Raw genomic sequence first — 12,998 nt, 5'->3', positions numbered from 1 at the left:
AAGCAACGTTGAAAGCGCCAGGGAGCATTGGAGAGCGAGCCGCAGACTCCCCTTGTAGGGTCAAAGTTTAGCGCCAAGATCCATACAAATAGTTGAATTATTTGTTATGTATGGTTTTATTAGAAAATTAAAACGATAAAAACCCATACATCAAGCTAAAGGCGTTGCTTGGCGAACATCGCGTGTCTACGCCCCGTACTCCACAATCGCAATGTCGCGAAACGCTTGTATCAGCGCCAGCCGCGATGATCCGCGTGGCCAGATCAGCCCAAAGCGGCGCGGTTCGCAGGGCGCGGGCAGCGGCAACACCGCCAGGCCCAGCCGCTCGATCGCGCCGTTGGTCGCCAGCGGCAGGATGGCCACGCCAAGGTCGCGGCTGACCATTACTGCAATGGCTTCGATGGCGTTGAGCTCGAAGCGGTCGCGGGGCGTGATGCCGACGCGCTTCAAGTAGTCGTCGACATGGCGGCCGCCCCAATCGTTGCGTTGATAGCGAATGAAGGGTTCGCTAGCCAGCAGCGAATGCGGATCGCGCCCCGCCAGCCGTGGCGCGGTCGCCAGCACGTAGGGCTCCTCGCGCAGCAATTGCCAGCCCAGGCTCTTGGCCAGCGGATACGGGGCTTCCAGCGCGATGGCCGCGTCCAATTCGCCGGCCTCAACCGCAGGATAGAAGCGTGCAGAGTGGCCCGGCGTAAGCGCCACGTTTACCAGCGGATGGCGCGCCACCAGGCGTTCAAGGATGGACGGCACCATGGAGTTGAGCGCGGTGTTGCCCGCGCCCAGCCGCAGTTCGCCCATTACTTCGCCGGAACGCGCCAGGTAGCGGATCTGTTCCAGGCTAGCCAAGACCTCCTGCACTGGCGCCAGCAATTCGGCCGCTTTGGCCGTGAGGTGCACGGTGCGGCCGGCGCGCGCTACCAGCGGCGCGCCCAGTTCTTGTTCAAGCGCCCGAATCTGCTGCGCGACCGCGCCGTGCGTCAGACCCAGCCGGCGTGCGGCCTCGGCCATGGAGCCATGGCGCGCCACGGCGACAAGTGTTTGGAGAAAGTCGGTATTCATGATGATAGATATTCTATCGTTTGATCGTAACCAAGCTCGCCCAACCGTGCTTGCGCCCGGGCCACAATGCGGCCCAGGAGACAAGCATGAGAAGCAAGCTATTTGTTCCGGCATCACGCCCGGAGCTGTTCGATAAGGCCATGGCCAGTGCCGCCGACGCGATTTCCTTTGATCTGGAAGACGCTGTCGCGCCGGAACGCAAAGCCGAGGCGCGCACGCTGCTGGCCGACTGGCTAGGCAAGCAGGCAGGCGCCGCGCATGCCAAGAAAATTATCGTCCGCATCAACGCCTCCGACACCCCCTACTACGCCGACGACCTGGCCGTGCTGGGCCGCGTGCCGTTCGACATCCTGAACGTGCCGAAGACCCAGGACGCCGCCTCGGTGCTGGACGCAGTGTCGCGCGCCAGCGCCGCGGGCTTCACGGGCAGCTTCCTCGTCAATATCGAGACGCCGCAGGCGCTGGCCCGCGCCGCCGAGCTGGCGGCGGCGCACGAACGCGTCTGCGGCCTGCAACTGGGCCTGGCTGACCTGTTCGAGCCGTTGGGCATTGCACGTTATGCGCCTGAAACGCTGCGCCCGATCTTGCTGGCGGTACGCCTGGCCGCCGGCGCATCCGGCAAGTTCGCGCTGGACGCCGCCTATGCCCGCGTCAAAGACATCGAGGGCTTTCGCGCCGAGGCGCGCCTGGCGCGTTCGCTGGGCTTTCTGGGCAAATCGTGCATCCACCCCAGCCAGATCGCCATCGCGAACGAGGAATTCGGCTTCTCGCCTGAAGAGATCGAACAGGCTCGCCGCGTGGTCGAGGCCAGCCGCGCAAACGCAGGTATGGGCGCGTTCCTGCTGGATGGCCGCATGATCGACGCGCCTTTCGTGCGCCGCGCCGAAGACGTGCTGCTAGCCGCCGGCCGCGCTTAAGCCCATTCCCTAATCCGCAAGACAGAGTGACCCGCACGATGCAACACCCTTCCGTATCTTCCCTGCCCCTGTCCGGCGTTAAAGTGCTGGACCTGAGCGCCTACATCGCCGGCCCCTATGGCTGCGCGCTGCTGGGCGACATGGGCGCCGAAGTGATCAAGATCGAGCCGCCCGAGGGCGACAACCTGCGCAAGTATCCGTCGACGCTGGAGAGCGAAAGCCGCGCCTTTCTTGGCATCAACCGCAACAAGCGCGGGCTGTGCCTGAACCTGAAGGACGAGGCCGGCTACGAAGTGCTTACGCGTCTGGTGCGCGAGGCCGACGTGCTGGTCCACAACTTCCGTCCGGGCGTGCCGGAGCGGCTGCGTATCGACTTCGCCACGCTGGCGGCGATTAATCCCCGCCTGGTGTATTGCGCGATGACGGGCTACGGCGCGGCCGGCCCGATGGCGGGCCACGCCGGCTACGACCAGGTGCTGCAATCCATGACGGGCATGTGCGCATCCCAAGCCAAAGCCGACGGCCCGCCCGAAATTCTTTATGGTTCGGTGGTCGACTACTACGGCGCCGCGTTGATTTCCAACAGCGTGGCGGCCGCGCTGTATCAGCGCGAGAAAACCGGCCGCGGCCAGGCCATCGAGGTGTCGCTGCTGGGCAGCGCGCTGGCGATGCAGTCGGCGCGTCTGGTGTGGGCCGAGAACGAGCCGCGCCACATCGAACGCGACATGCGCTCGGGCGGCATCACCGGCATTCATCCCACGCGCGACGGCCATCTGTACATCTCGGCGAACACACCGCACTTCTGGCGTTCGCTGTGTGGCCATCTGGGGCTGGCCGAATTGGCGGAGCACCCTGACTACGATACCGTCAAGAAACGCGCAGCCCACGCTGCGGTGCTGATCCCGCAAGTGCGCGAAGCGCTGGCGCAACGCAGCGCCGCCGAATGGGCCGAGCAGTTTGGCCAAAGCGTGCCGTGCGCCGTGGTCAACCGTGTTGAAGACATGTTCGACCATCCGCAGGTGCAGGCCATGGGGTTCATGCAGCCCCTGTCCAGCCCCGCGGCAGGCAACTACCTGGGGCTGGCCCAGTGGGCGCACTTCGCCCCCGACGGCACGGTGCACGACACCACGGCCCCGGCTCGCATTGGCGCACCGACGCTGGGCGAACACAGCCGCGAGATCCTGGCCGATTTGGGCTACGGGGAGCATGACATCGACGCCCTGATGGGCCGGGAGGCGGTGCGCTGAGCGCATCGTCACGATAAGAAAAAACGCCGGCGGCCCAGCGCCGCCGGCCGAAAGAACAAAGCGCGCCACATCAAACGCGGCGCGAGGAGACATGGCGATGAGCCAACAGCGATACCACCAGCGGCCCGCCGGATCGAACTGGGGTGATTTCGGCGACGACGACCAGCTTGGCACGCTGAACTATCTGGATGCGCAAACGCGTCTGGCCGCGATTGCCGAGGTGCGTGAGGGCATTTCGTTTTCGCTGAGCCTGCCGCTGACCGTGCCGCGCGCACCGGTGCTGAACCCGCGCCGCAAAGGTCCGGTGATTCGCCCCGCCGAAAAAAACGGCGTGCCTGTCTACCGCTATCCGCTGGCCACCGATGTGCCGGGCGCCACCGACGTCATCAGCGATGACAGCGTCACGATATCGCCGCAATACTCGACGCAGTGGGATGCGCTGGGCCACGTGGGCTCGCTCTACGATGCCCAGGGCAACGGCGATGCGCGGCCCACCGGCTACAACGGCTTCACCGTCAGCGAACCCGTTACCGACGGCTTCACCGGCACCCGCGACCTGTCGATTGCGCCGATGGCGCGTCATGGCATTCAAGGCCGCGGCGTGATGGTGGACCTGCGCGCGCACTTTGGCGACGAACAGCGCAAGATCGGCCTGGCCGACCTGCAACGCGTGATGCAGGCCGACGGCGTGACCGTGCGGCCCGGCGACGTGCTGTGCGTGCACACCGGTCTGGCCGACTTGGCCCTGACGCTGCCCGACGATGAACTGCATCGTCTGAAGACCCATTGCTGCGTGTTGGACGGCGACGACGCCGAGCTGCTGGCCTGGATCAAGAGCAGCCGCATCGCCGCCATCGCGGCCGACAATCATGCGGTTGAATTGCGCAACCACAGCCTGGCCACCGAACGTGGCCCGCTGCTTCCCCTGCACGAACAGTGCCTTTTCAAGCTGGGCTTGCCGCTGGGCGAGCTCTGGCACCTGACCCCGCTGGCGCATTGGCTGCGACAGCGGGGCCGGCACGCCTTCTTCCTGACTGCGGCACCCATGTATGTGCCGGGTCTGGTCGGCGCGCCGGTCAACCCCATCGCGACCGTCTGATTGGCTCCGGCCTATCGGGCCGGGCACGCAGCGGTCGCGCCATGCACCATTATTCCAATCCGTTTGACCCCCCTGCACGGGAGAAGTGAGAAGACATGAAAAACAAAACAACCCTGATCCGGGCCGCGCTCGTCGCCGGCTTCGGCCTGAGCTTCGCAGGCGCCGCCATCGCGGCCGACTATCCGTCGCAACCCATCACCGTGGTCGTGCCCTACTCGGCCGGCGGCGGCGCGGACAACGCCGCGCGCATCATTGCGCAAGGCATGGGTGAAGTGCTGGGCCAAAGCGTCGTCATCGAAAACAAGGGCGGCGCAAGCGGCTCGATCGGCGCCGCCTTCGTGGCCCGTGCCAAGGCCGACGGCTACACGGTGCTCTACGACGCCTCGGCGTTCTCGATCAACCCGGTGCTGCGCAAGCTGCCCTATGACGCGAAGAAGGATTTCATCCCCGTGTCGCAGGCGGTGAGCGTGCCCAACATCCTGGTGGCCGCACCCGCCTCGGCCTTCAACACGCTGCCCGACTTCATCAAGGCCGCGCAGGCCAGCCCCAACCGCTACACGTACGCGTCCTACGGCCCGGGCAGCCTGGCGCAGATGGCGGGCGAACTGCTGAAGAAAGACGCGAAGATCGAAGCGGTGCACGTGCCTTACAAGGGCGGCGCGCCGGCCATCGTGGACGTGATGGGCGGCCAGGTCGACGTCTACTTCGCCAACGCAGCGTCAAGCCTGAACTACGTGACGACCGGCAAGCTCAAGGCGCTGGCCGTATCGTCGGCCAAGCGCATGCCCGAACTGCCCAACGTGCCCACCGTGGCCGAAGCCGGCATGAAGGACTTTGATGTGGTCGAATGGAACGGCTTTTTCCTGCCGGCCGGCACCCCGCCTGACGTCGTCGCCAAGCTGCAAGACGTGATTCAGAAGACGCTGCAACGTCCGGACACCCGCGAGAAGCTGGGCAAGCTCGGCCTCACGCCCGTGGGCAGCAGCTCGGCCGATTTCATCAAGTTTGTTGACGAAGAGCAGACGCGTTGGGATGCTGTGGTCAAGGCCAACCACATCAACGTGAACTGATTACGGCGCAGTTGATGCCGCCACGCCGGCGCGCCCCACGCGCGCCGGCGTTTCTCGTTTATGCTCACCCCGAATCACCACAGCAGGAGACTCCATGAGCCGCAAAGACGATTTCGAAAAGGGCCTGGCCAACCGCCGCGCCGTGTTGGGCGACGCCTGGGTCGAGCGCTCGCTGTCGCGCGCCACCAGCTTTACCGCCGAATACCAGAACATGATCACGCGCTACGCGTGGCACGACATCTGGAGCCGCGACGGTCTCGCGCGCAAGTCGCGCCGCATGATGGTGCTTGCCGTCACGTTGTCGCTGGCGCGCTGGGAAGAATTCGAGCTGCACGTACGCGCCGCCCTCACCGCCCCCGACGACTCGCGCCTGACGCCCGACGAGCTGAAAGAGGTGCTGCTGCAAAATGCGATCTACGCCGGCGTGCCCGCGGCGAACACCGCGTTCAACCTGGCACAGGCGATTTTGCGTGAAGTCGCAGATGATATCGGTTATGACCTCGCCGCAGCCGACCCGCGCCAAGCCGACCTGTTTGGCGACGAGCCTGCTTGACCGGCAAGACGCCTGGGCTTACGCGAACTCAAACACCGAGGCGCGCCCACTGTTGGCATTGTCTTTAATTCGCTCTGCGATGCGCTGTTGAACCAGCCGGGCCACTTCTTCTTTTTCCGCCGGGCTCATCGCGGCATATTCTTCTTTTGAAATGCCAAGCGACCGCAGGGTCATGTCAAAAAAGCGCTCTTCGGGGCTCATGGCCACCAACTCATGGAGTTCCTGTTCGGCGCTGGACAACGCAGGCGCAGTTTGCTTGACCTGGAATCGGCCGGCTCCGCGCTGCGCTTCTTCAAGCGCATCAGCAAAAGCGCCAGGCATCTGGCTGGATTGGCCCGGTTTCACAAACGAACGGCCAATAATCGCAGTAGCGGCTTCAACCTTGAGCATCGATCTTCCCATTATGTTGATGGACGACGGGTCATTTAACGCTATTACGTCCGGCGCCAAAGCCCGGAACTCGGCATAATTTTCCGCCCATCTATTCCGCTGGGCGCTTATTATTTCTGCGCACAGAAAGCGCGCCGCCGGCCCATTGTCAGGTTCATGGTTCAAAAAACCGGTATCGGCAAAACGTGGCCCAAGGGTTCGTCACTACTTATGCGAAGCCGCTCAGGCTTGCAGTTGCACATGTTCAATGCGGTCCCGCCCGTTTTTCTTGGCGGCATATAACTGCTGATCGACGGCTTTGATAAAGCTCGCACGGTCCGCCTGCTTGCCGGGCGCCACCGTACCCGCTCCGATGCTGACCGTAACGCGCCGGCCATGCGGCGACAGCGCATGCACAATCGACTTCTTCTCAAGCAAGCGCTGGCAGCGTTGCGCGACTTTGCGGGCGACTTCGGCGTCGGCCTCGGGCAACAGCACGACAAATTCTTCGCCGCCGTAGCGCGCCACGAGATCACGGGGGCCATCCAGCGCCAAGCTCAACGTCTGCGCGATATCCACCAGGCATTTATCGCCCTGTGTATGGCCATACAAATCGTTGTATTGCTTGAAGAAATCGACGTCGAACAACAATACCGACAAGGCTTGGCGTTCGGTTTGCGCACGCTCCCATTCCAATTCAAAACTGCTGTCAAAGCGACGCCGGTTGGCAATATTCGTCAAGCCATCCTTAAACGACAGCACCTCCAGCTCTTTCTGCAGGCTCAGCAGTTTTTCCTCGGTCTTCTTGCGTTCGGTGATGTCGAACATGAAGCCGATCAGCGAATCGACCTCGCCGTTGTCCGTGCGCACGACGTGCACCACATCACGAATCCAGACATAACCGTTGTCTTTGGTGAGCGCGCGGTAGTCGGCCTCGTGGTCCACGCCGGCCTGGGATTGCGTGACGCAGAAATTCACCACGTACTCGCGGTCTTCGGGGTGCATGCGCATGGCCCAGTCCTCCACGCTCACCCAGCTATCCACGCTCCAGCCCAGCAACGACTCGATCTGGGGGCCGATGTAGGCGAATTTCATCGTGGCCCAATCGATCTTCCAAGGAATCGCTTTGGTCGACTCCAGCAAAGTCCGGTACACGGCGTTGTCATCTGAAAGCGGGCTTACTTCGCGCATACCCCATCCCTTCTTGATCCGAGTCAACGGGCGAATGTAGCCTGAAGCTGTCGGCCAAGGGAAGCGGCGTGACGGGCACGGCGGGGCGTTACACTGTGCGCTTCCTGGCCCCGCGCGCTTGCCGTCCGACCGTGTCCATCGCCCCGCTTACGTCCTCCGCCCCTGTATCCGCTACCGACATCGCCCGCGAGGACGATGTTGACGAACGCCTGTTCGTGGCGTCGGTCGAGAAGGCGATGCGCGTGCTTGAGAGCTTCGACCGCGACAACCAGGCGCTGTCGATTCTTGAGCTGAACGAACGCACGGGGTTGGGCCGCAGCGCAACGCAGCGTTTCGTGTATACGCTGCACCGCCTGGGCTATCTGCAACGGCCGCCGGGTGCGAAAACCTATCGGCTGTCGGCGCGGCTGGTGGGCCTTGCCGGCGCCATGCTGGGCGGAAACGCGGCCTTACAGCATGCGTGGCCGAATCTGGTCGAGCTGGCGCGGGAAACCGGCGAATCCATTTCATGGGTCGAACTCGACGGCGACGAGATCATCGTCCTGGGCAACATTCCCAGCGTGCACCCGGTGTCGGTGAACCTGCCGGTAGGCAGCCGCTTCGCCGCCATGCCGGCCTCGTCGGGACAGGTGTTGCTGGCGCATCTTCCCGATGACGCGCTGCGCGCCCGCATCGTCGCGATGCCGCCCAGTGTGCGCGCCCGATTTGGCGACCGTGACGACGATGAGATTCTGAGCTTCTTCACCAGGGCTCGTGCGCAAGGTCACTCCATGACCGAGAAGAATCTTGGCCAGGGCAGCGTGTCGATCTCCGTGCCGGTGGTGGACAGCCGCGGCCAGACCATTGCCGCCATCAATCTGTCCGCGCTGGCCACGCGCCATGATGCGGACGCCGTGCGTACGCGCCTGCTGCCGCTGGTCACGCAGACCGCGCAAGACCTGATTCCCGCGTAACCCTCCCCTCTTCCTATAAAAATTGAATGGCAATTTTATTGCCATCGCATGCGCTCGCCTTCGGGAAATCCCCTGGTACGCGCCAGGAAAAATCCGGAATATGATCATTCGAAATTAAATAGCAATTACGTAAATTACTATTCAATTATTGCCGCAGATGGCGGCGGATGCTCATGTAAAGGAAGAACTCCATGGACTTCATCAAGCTGGAACGCGTTGGCAACGTCACGGTGCTGACGCTGAATAGGCCCGAATGCCTCAATGCCTGGCACACGGCGATGCGTGCCGAAATCATGCAAGTGCTGCGCGAGGCCGCCACAGATCCGGCCGTCGGCGCGCTGGTGATGACCGGCGCCGGCGATCGCGCCTTCTGCGCGGGCCAGGATCTGAACGAAGCGCGCGACTTCGACGGCGCTCGGGCCGAAACGTGGATCGGTGAGTGGGAAACCTACTACCACCTGCTGCGCAGCTTTCCGAAGCCGCTGGTCATGGCGCTGAACGGCACGGCCGCGGGTTCGGCCTTCCAGGTGGCGCTGCTGGGCGACATCCGTGTGGCCCACGACGGCGTGAAAATGGGACAACCCGAGATCAATGCGGGCATCGCCAGCGTCACGGGGCCGTGGATCATGCGTGAAATGCTGGGCCTGTCGCGCACCATCGAACTCACGCTGACCGGCCGCATGATGCCGGCGCAAGAATGCCATCAGCTGGGTTTGATCCATCACCTGGTGCCGGCGGACGAGGTCCGCGCGCGGGCGCTGGCCATCGCCACCGAACTCGCCGCCAAGCCGCCCGTCGCGCTGCGCCTGGACAAGCAGCGCTTTCAGGAAATGACCGAGGCGGGCTTTCGCGACGCCATGCAGGCCGCCGCGCGCCTGCATCACGAATCCTACGAAAGCGGCGAACCCGCCCGCATGATGCAGGCCTTTTTCGCCGAGCGGGATCAGCGCCGCAAGCCGGCCAACAAGCCGGCCAACTGATGTGGCCGCATCGTCCGATTCCCTGACCGCTTTACGCATCATGACCGCAGACACTCACATCGACATCCCATCGGCTTCCGATGAAACCCTTGCGCAGCTCATCGCGCGCCGCGCCGCCGAAGCACCCGACGAGGTGTATTGCCTTTTCAATGACGTGCCACTGACGCTTGCCATGCTGCACGAACGCGTGCTGCGCCTGGCCAACCTGCTGTGGCGCGAAGGGCTGCGCCCCGGCGATCGCGTGGCGCTCATGCTGCCCAGCCACCCCGACCACATCGTCGCCATCTTCGCCCTGGCCGCCCTGGGCCTGGTGCGGGTGCCTGTAAACGTGCACCTGAAAGGCGCGTCGCTTGCGCATCTGTTCGAGCACCTGGCGCCGCGCGCCCTGATCGCCGACGCGGAGTATGCCGGCGCGCTGGCGCCCGAGCTCCAACGGCTGGACGTGGTGCTGTGGCGCAACGGGCTGGGCCCGGATGCCGACGCCAGCCGCGCATTCGAACGCTATGCCGACACGCCGGCCGACCCGTTGCCGGTTGCGCCCGGCCCCGACGACATCCTCGCGCTCACGCCGAGTTCAGGCACGACGGGCGCGCCCAAGGGTGTGCTGAAATCCGACCGCACCCTGCGTGCGGGGCCGCTCGCAATTCTGCGGCTGACCGGCGCCGAGCCCGGCAGCGTGTTTCTGTTGTGGGAATCGCTACACCACGGCGCCGGCGTGGCCGTGATCATTTCGGCGCTGCTGGGCGGCACGCGCCTCGCGATGGTGGAGCGCTTCAGCGCGTCGCGCTTCTGGGACGACGCCCGCCGTTACGGCGTGACGCACATCCACTACCTGGGCACCGTCATTCCGATGCTGCTCAAGCAGCCCCCGCGCGCCGACGACCGCAGCCACGGCGTGCGCATCGCGTGGGGCGGCGGCTGCCCGCCAGAGCTGTGGCAGGCGTTCTCGCAACGCTTTGGCGTGGAAATGCGCGAGGGCTATGGGCTGTCGGAGCTGATCACCTTTGTCACCGTCAACCCCGCCGGCCCCGCAGGCTCGGTGGGCAAGCCGCTCGATTACTACGACGTGCAGCTCACCGGCGACGACGGCGAGCCGGTGGCCGTGGGAGAAACCGGCGAAATCACCGTGCGGGCGCGCGTGCCCGGGCTGGGCTTTCTGGGCTACTTCCGCAATCCCGACGCCGAGCGCGACGCTCGCCGAGGCGATTGGTTCTGCACGGGCGACCTTGCGCGCCAGGATGAACAGGGCTTTCTGTATTACGCCGGCCGCAAGAAAGACATGCTGCGGCGGCGCGGCATCAACATCTCGGCATGGGAAGTTGAGCGCGTGATTGCCGAGCACCCCGATATCGAGGAGACCGCATTGGTGGGCGTGCCCAGCGACTTGGGCGAAGACGAACTCAAACTGTTCGTGCGCTTGCGCGATGGCCGTGCGCTGGCCCCGATCGACCTGATCCGCTGGAGCGAGCCGCGGCTGCCGTATTACCAGATCCCGCGCTTTGTGGCCTTCGTTGACGAATTTCCCAAGACACCGACGCAACGTATTCAGAAAAAAGAACTGTCTCGCCAGACCGCCGGTGTGTGGGATCTACAGGCCTCGGGATACCAGGTCGGCAAGTAGCGCGTTTCACGTCACCCGCAGTACCACATCCGCAGTACTACAACCGCAGTTCAACGGACACATCAGAATCCGCGGGCGCGAAAGCGCACCGCATCAAGGGGAAGTCTATGAACACCATTTTTAAATGGAAATCACGTTGCGCCGGCTGGTTCGCCGCTGGCGTATTGAGCCTGGCGGCATTGCCCGCGCAGGCGCAGTATCCCGAACGCCCGATCACGCTGGTCGTGCCCTTCGCCGCAGGCGGCGCCGTCGATGTGGTCGGCCGCATCCTTGGCACGGGCTTGAGCGAACAGCTCGGCAAGACCGTCGTGGTTGAGAACAAAGCCGGCGCAAGCGGCAACATCGGCGCGCAGCAGGTGCGGCGCGCCAAAGCCGACGGCTATACGCTGCTGATGGCGCCCACCACATCGTATGTGCTGAATAGCCGGCTGATGGGCAAAGACGTCGTGGGCTTCGATCTGCTGAAGGATTTCCGCTCGGTTGGCGTGGTGGGCGAGCTGCCCATCGTGCTGGTGGTAAACCAGGCCATGGGCGTGAAGACCTTGCCCGAACTGGTGAGCAAGGTGCGCGCCGCGCCGGGCGAGTTCGCCTATGGCTCCTCGGGTCCGGGCACGATGGAGCATGCCATCGCCGAGATGTTCCGCCTGCGTGAAAAACTGGAGCTGCTGCACGTGCCGTATCGCGGCGCTGCGCCCGCCATGGTCGATCTGCTGGCCGGCCAGGTGCAGATGATGTTCGCTACCGCCCCCACGGCGCTGGCCAATCTGCCTGGCGGCCGCATCGTGCCGGTGGGCGTTGCCGCGCGCAACCGGCTGGCGTCCCTGCCCGATACCCCCACGCTGATCGAGCAAGGGCTGCCGGACTTCACCGCGTCGTCGGTCTACGCCATCCTGGTGTCGCGCGATACGCCCGAGCCGGTGGTGCAGGCGCTTAACGGCGCGCTCAAGCGCCTGCACGACGGGCCGACGGTGGGCGACAAGCTGCGCCAGCAAGGGGTGGTGCCGATCTACACCGACACGGCGCAGGCCGATGCGGCGCTGCGTGCCGAGGTCGAGAAATGGAATGCCGTGGTGGACACCACGCACATCAAACTGAACTGATACGCCGCGAACGCGGCACAGGAGATTGCCTTGGCATCTGAAATTTGTGTGGACAGCCGTGACGGGGGCCGCGTCGCCATCGTCACGATCAACCGGCCCCATCGGCGCAATGCCTGCGACCTGGCTGCCTGGCGCGATCTGCGCGACGTCTTCCGCGGCTTTGCAGAAGACCGGTCGCTGCGGCTGGCGGTGCTGACCGGCGCGCAGGGCCACTTCTGCGCGGGCGACGACATCCTAGCGTTTCGCGAAGCGTTGTCAGATCCCGTGCGCGCCGACGCCTATCGCGCAGTGATCCAGGAATGCTTCGCGGCGGTGCAGGCCGCCCCGCTGCCGGTCATCGCGGCCATGCGCGGCGTATGCGTGGGTGGCGGCGCAAGCCTGGCGCTGTGCTGCGACTTCCGCGTGGGCGACGACAGCGCGCGGGTCAGCGTGCCAGTGGCGCGTCTGGGCCTGGTCTACCCCACCGTGCAGCTTCAGCGCCTGTCGCAGTTGATCGGCGTCAGCCAGACGCGGCGCTGGCTCTACACCGGCGAGTTCGTCGACGCCGGCGCGGCGCGTCAGGCGGGCTTCATCGACGCCATCTACGACGACCCGGTCGCTGGCGCGCTGGCATTCGGGGCGGGCATGATGGACAACGCGCCGCTGTCTATCGCGGGCAGCAAGCTCCAGTTGAACGCGATCTCGGCAGGCACGCTGATCGAAGACGCGGCGCGCATCCAGGCCCTATCGGACCAGGCCAACCAGAGCGAGGACTACCGCAACGCCGCCGCCGCCTTCGCCGAGAAGCGCCAGCCGGTGTTCGCCGGACGCTGAACGGCCAGGCAACAGGGCGCGGTACG

General features: G+C 64.7%; 13 protein-coding genes. 10 read left to right on the top strand and 3 right to left on the bottom strand.

The window, feature by feature from the left end:
- Window positions 1–186: 186 nt before the first annotated feature.
- Window positions 187–1,059: a LysR substrate-binding domain-containing protein gene (locus ACFZAI_RS27545; RefSeq protein WP_391569989.1), complete on the bottom strand. Its 873-nt coding sequence runs from the start codon at window positions 1,057–1,059 to the stop codon at window positions 187–189.
- 86 nt (window positions 1,060–1,145) lie between these two features.
- Here ACFZAI_RS27545 and ACFZAI_RS27540 point away from each other — a divergent pair, with 86 nt between their 5' ends.
- From ACFZAI_RS27540 to ACFZAI_RS27520, 5 genes are all read left to right on the top strand, one after another.
- Entirely contained in the window at window positions 1,146–1,976 is an 831-nt protein-coding gene (locus ACFZAI_RS27540; RefSeq protein WP_391569987.1) for an HpcH/HpaI aldolase/citrate lyase family protein, read from the top strand.
- 38 nt (window positions 1,977–2,014) lie between these two features.
- On the top strand, window positions 2,015–3,223 hold the full coding sequence (locus tag ACFZAI_RS27535; RefSeq protein WP_391569986.1) for a CaiB/BaiF CoA transferase family protein: 1,209 nt from the start codon (window positions 2,015–2,017) through the stop codon (window positions 3,221–3,223).
- A gap of 97 nt (window positions 3,224–3,320) precedes the next feature.
- Entirely contained in the window at window positions 3,321–4,322 is a 1,002-nt protein-coding gene (locus tag ACFZAI_RS27530) for a cyclase family protein (RefSeq protein ID WP_391569985.1), read from the top strand.
- 95 nt (window positions 4,323–4,417) lie between these two features.
- Entirely contained in the window at window positions 4,418–5,392 is a 975-nt protein-coding gene (locus ACFZAI_RS27525) for a tripartite tricarboxylate transporter substrate binding protein (RefSeq protein ID WP_391569984.1), read from the top strand.
- 94 nt (window positions 5,393–5,486) lie between these two features.
- A complete protein-coding gene (locus ACFZAI_RS27520; RefSeq protein ID WP_391569983.1) occupies window positions 5,487–5,945 on the top strand; it encodes a carboxymuconolactone decarboxylase family protein in 459 nt (152 codons plus the stop codon).
- 18 nt (window positions 5,946–5,963) lie between these two features.
- Here ACFZAI_RS27520 and ACFZAI_RS27515 read toward each other — a convergent pair whose 3' ends face one another.
- Together ACFZAI_RS27515 and ACFZAI_RS27510 are read right to left on the bottom strand one after the other, a co-directional pair.
- Window positions 5,964–6,335, bottom strand: a complete 372-nt coding sequence (locus ACFZAI_RS27515) for a hypothetical protein (RefSeq protein WP_391569982.1) — start codon at window positions 6,333–6,335, stop codon at window positions 5,964–5,966.
- Window positions 6,336–6,557: 222 nt separating this feature from the next.
- A complete protein-coding gene (locus ACFZAI_RS27510; RefSeq protein WP_391569981.1) occupies window positions 6,558–7,505 on the bottom strand; it encodes a sensor domain-containing diguanylate cyclase in 948 nt (315 codons plus the stop codon).
- A gap of 131 nt (window positions 7,506–7,636) precedes the next feature.
- On the opposite strand from ACFZAI_RS27510, the gene ACFZAI_RS27505 reads away from it, so the two are divergent.
- The 5 genes from ACFZAI_RS27505 to ACFZAI_RS27485 all read left to right on the top strand — a co-directional run bounded on the left by ACFZAI_RS27505 (window position 7,637) and on the right by ACFZAI_RS27485 (window position 12,972).
- Entirely contained in the window at window positions 7,637–8,458 is an 822-nt protein-coding gene (locus ACFZAI_RS27505) for an IclR family transcriptional regulator (RefSeq protein ID WP_391569979.1), read from the top strand.
- A gap of 191 nt (window positions 8,459–8,649) precedes the next feature.
- Window positions 8,650–9,438 (top strand): enoyl-CoA hydratase/isomerase family protein, encoded by a 789-nt coding sequence (locus ACFZAI_RS27500; protein WP_391569978.1) that lies wholly within the window; start codon window positions 8,650–8,652, stop codon window positions 9,436–9,438.
- Window positions 9,439–9,478: 40 nt separating this feature from the next.
- Entirely contained in the window at window positions 9,479–11,059 is a 1,581-nt protein-coding gene (locus tag ACFZAI_RS27495; RefSeq protein ID WP_391569977.1) for an AMP-binding protein, read from the top strand.
- Window positions 11,060–11,166: 107 nt separating this feature from the next.
- Complete coding sequence (locus ACFZAI_RS27490; protein WP_391569976.1) at window positions 11,167–12,159, top strand: Bug family tripartite tricarboxylate transporter substrate binding protein; 993 nt, start codon at window positions 11,167–11,169, stop codon at window positions 12,157–12,159.
- 30 nt (window positions 12,160–12,189) lie between these two features.
- Window positions 12,190–12,972 carry an enoyl-CoA hydratase/isomerase family protein gene (locus ACFZAI_RS27485; protein WP_391569975.1) on the top strand — a complete coding sequence of 261 codons (783 nt, stop codon included), beginning with the start codon at window positions 12,190–12,192 and terminating at the stop codon, window positions 12,970–12,972.
- Window positions 12,973–12,998 lie beyond the last annotated feature (26 nt).

The sequence above is a fragment of the Achromobacter sp. NPDC008082 genome, assembly GCF_042957345.1.
In the GTDB taxonomy this organism is placed as follows: domain Bacteria; phylum Pseudomonadota; class Gammaproteobacteria; order Burkholderiales; family Burkholderiaceae_B; genus Achromobacter; species Achromobacter kerstersii_A.
Note: the sequence above shows the minus strand (reverse complement) of the source record. Positions and strands in the feature narration are given on the sequence as shown.

What these genes read in the sequence shown, in the direction of transcription:
- ACFZAI_RS27545 (WP_391569989.1), bottom strand. Translation starts at nt 1,059, where the DNA reads ATGAATACCGACTTTCTCCAAACACTTGTCGCCGTGGCGCGCCATGGC.
- ACFZAI_RS27540 (WP_391569987.1), top strand. Translation starts at nt 1,146, where the DNA reads ATGAGAAGCAAGCTATTTGTTCCGGCATCACGCCCGGAGCTGTTCGAT.
- ACFZAI_RS27535 (WP_391569986.1), top strand. Translation starts at nt 2,015, where the DNA reads ATGCAACACCCTTCCGTATCTTCCCTGCCCCTGTCCGGCGTTAAAGTG.
- ACFZAI_RS27530 (WP_391569985.1), top strand. Translation starts at nt 3,321, where the DNA reads ATGAGCCAACAGCGATACCACCAGCGGCCCGCCGGATCGAACTGGGGT.
- ACFZAI_RS27525 (WP_391569984.1), top strand. Translation starts at nt 4,418, where the DNA reads ATGAAAAACAAAACAACCCTGATCCGGGCCGCGCTCGTCGCCGGCTTC.
- ACFZAI_RS27520 (WP_391569983.1), top strand. Translation starts at nt 5,487, where the DNA reads ATGAGCCGCAAAGACGATTTCGAAAAGGGCCTGGCCAACCGCCGCGCC.
- ACFZAI_RS27515 (WP_391569982.1), bottom strand. Translation starts at nt 6,335, where the DNA reads ATGCTCAAGGTTGAAGCCGCTACTGCGATTATTGGCCGTTCGTTTGTG.
- ACFZAI_RS27510 (WP_391569981.1), bottom strand. Translation starts at nt 7,505, where the DNA reads ATGCGCGAAGTAAGCCCGCTTTCAGATGACAACGCCGTGTACCGGACT.
- ACFZAI_RS27500 (WP_391569978.1), top strand. Translation starts at nt 8,650, where the DNA reads ATGGACTTCATCAAGCTGGAACGCGTTGGCAACGTCACGGTGCTGACG.
- ACFZAI_RS27495 (WP_391569977.1), top strand. Translation starts at nt 9,479, where the DNA reads ATGACCGCAGACACTCACATCGACATCCCATCGGCTTCCGATGAAACC.
- ACFZAI_RS27490 (WP_391569976.1), top strand. Translation starts at nt 11,167, where the DNA reads ATGAACACCATTTTTAAATGGAAATCACGTTGCGCCGGCTGGTTCGCC.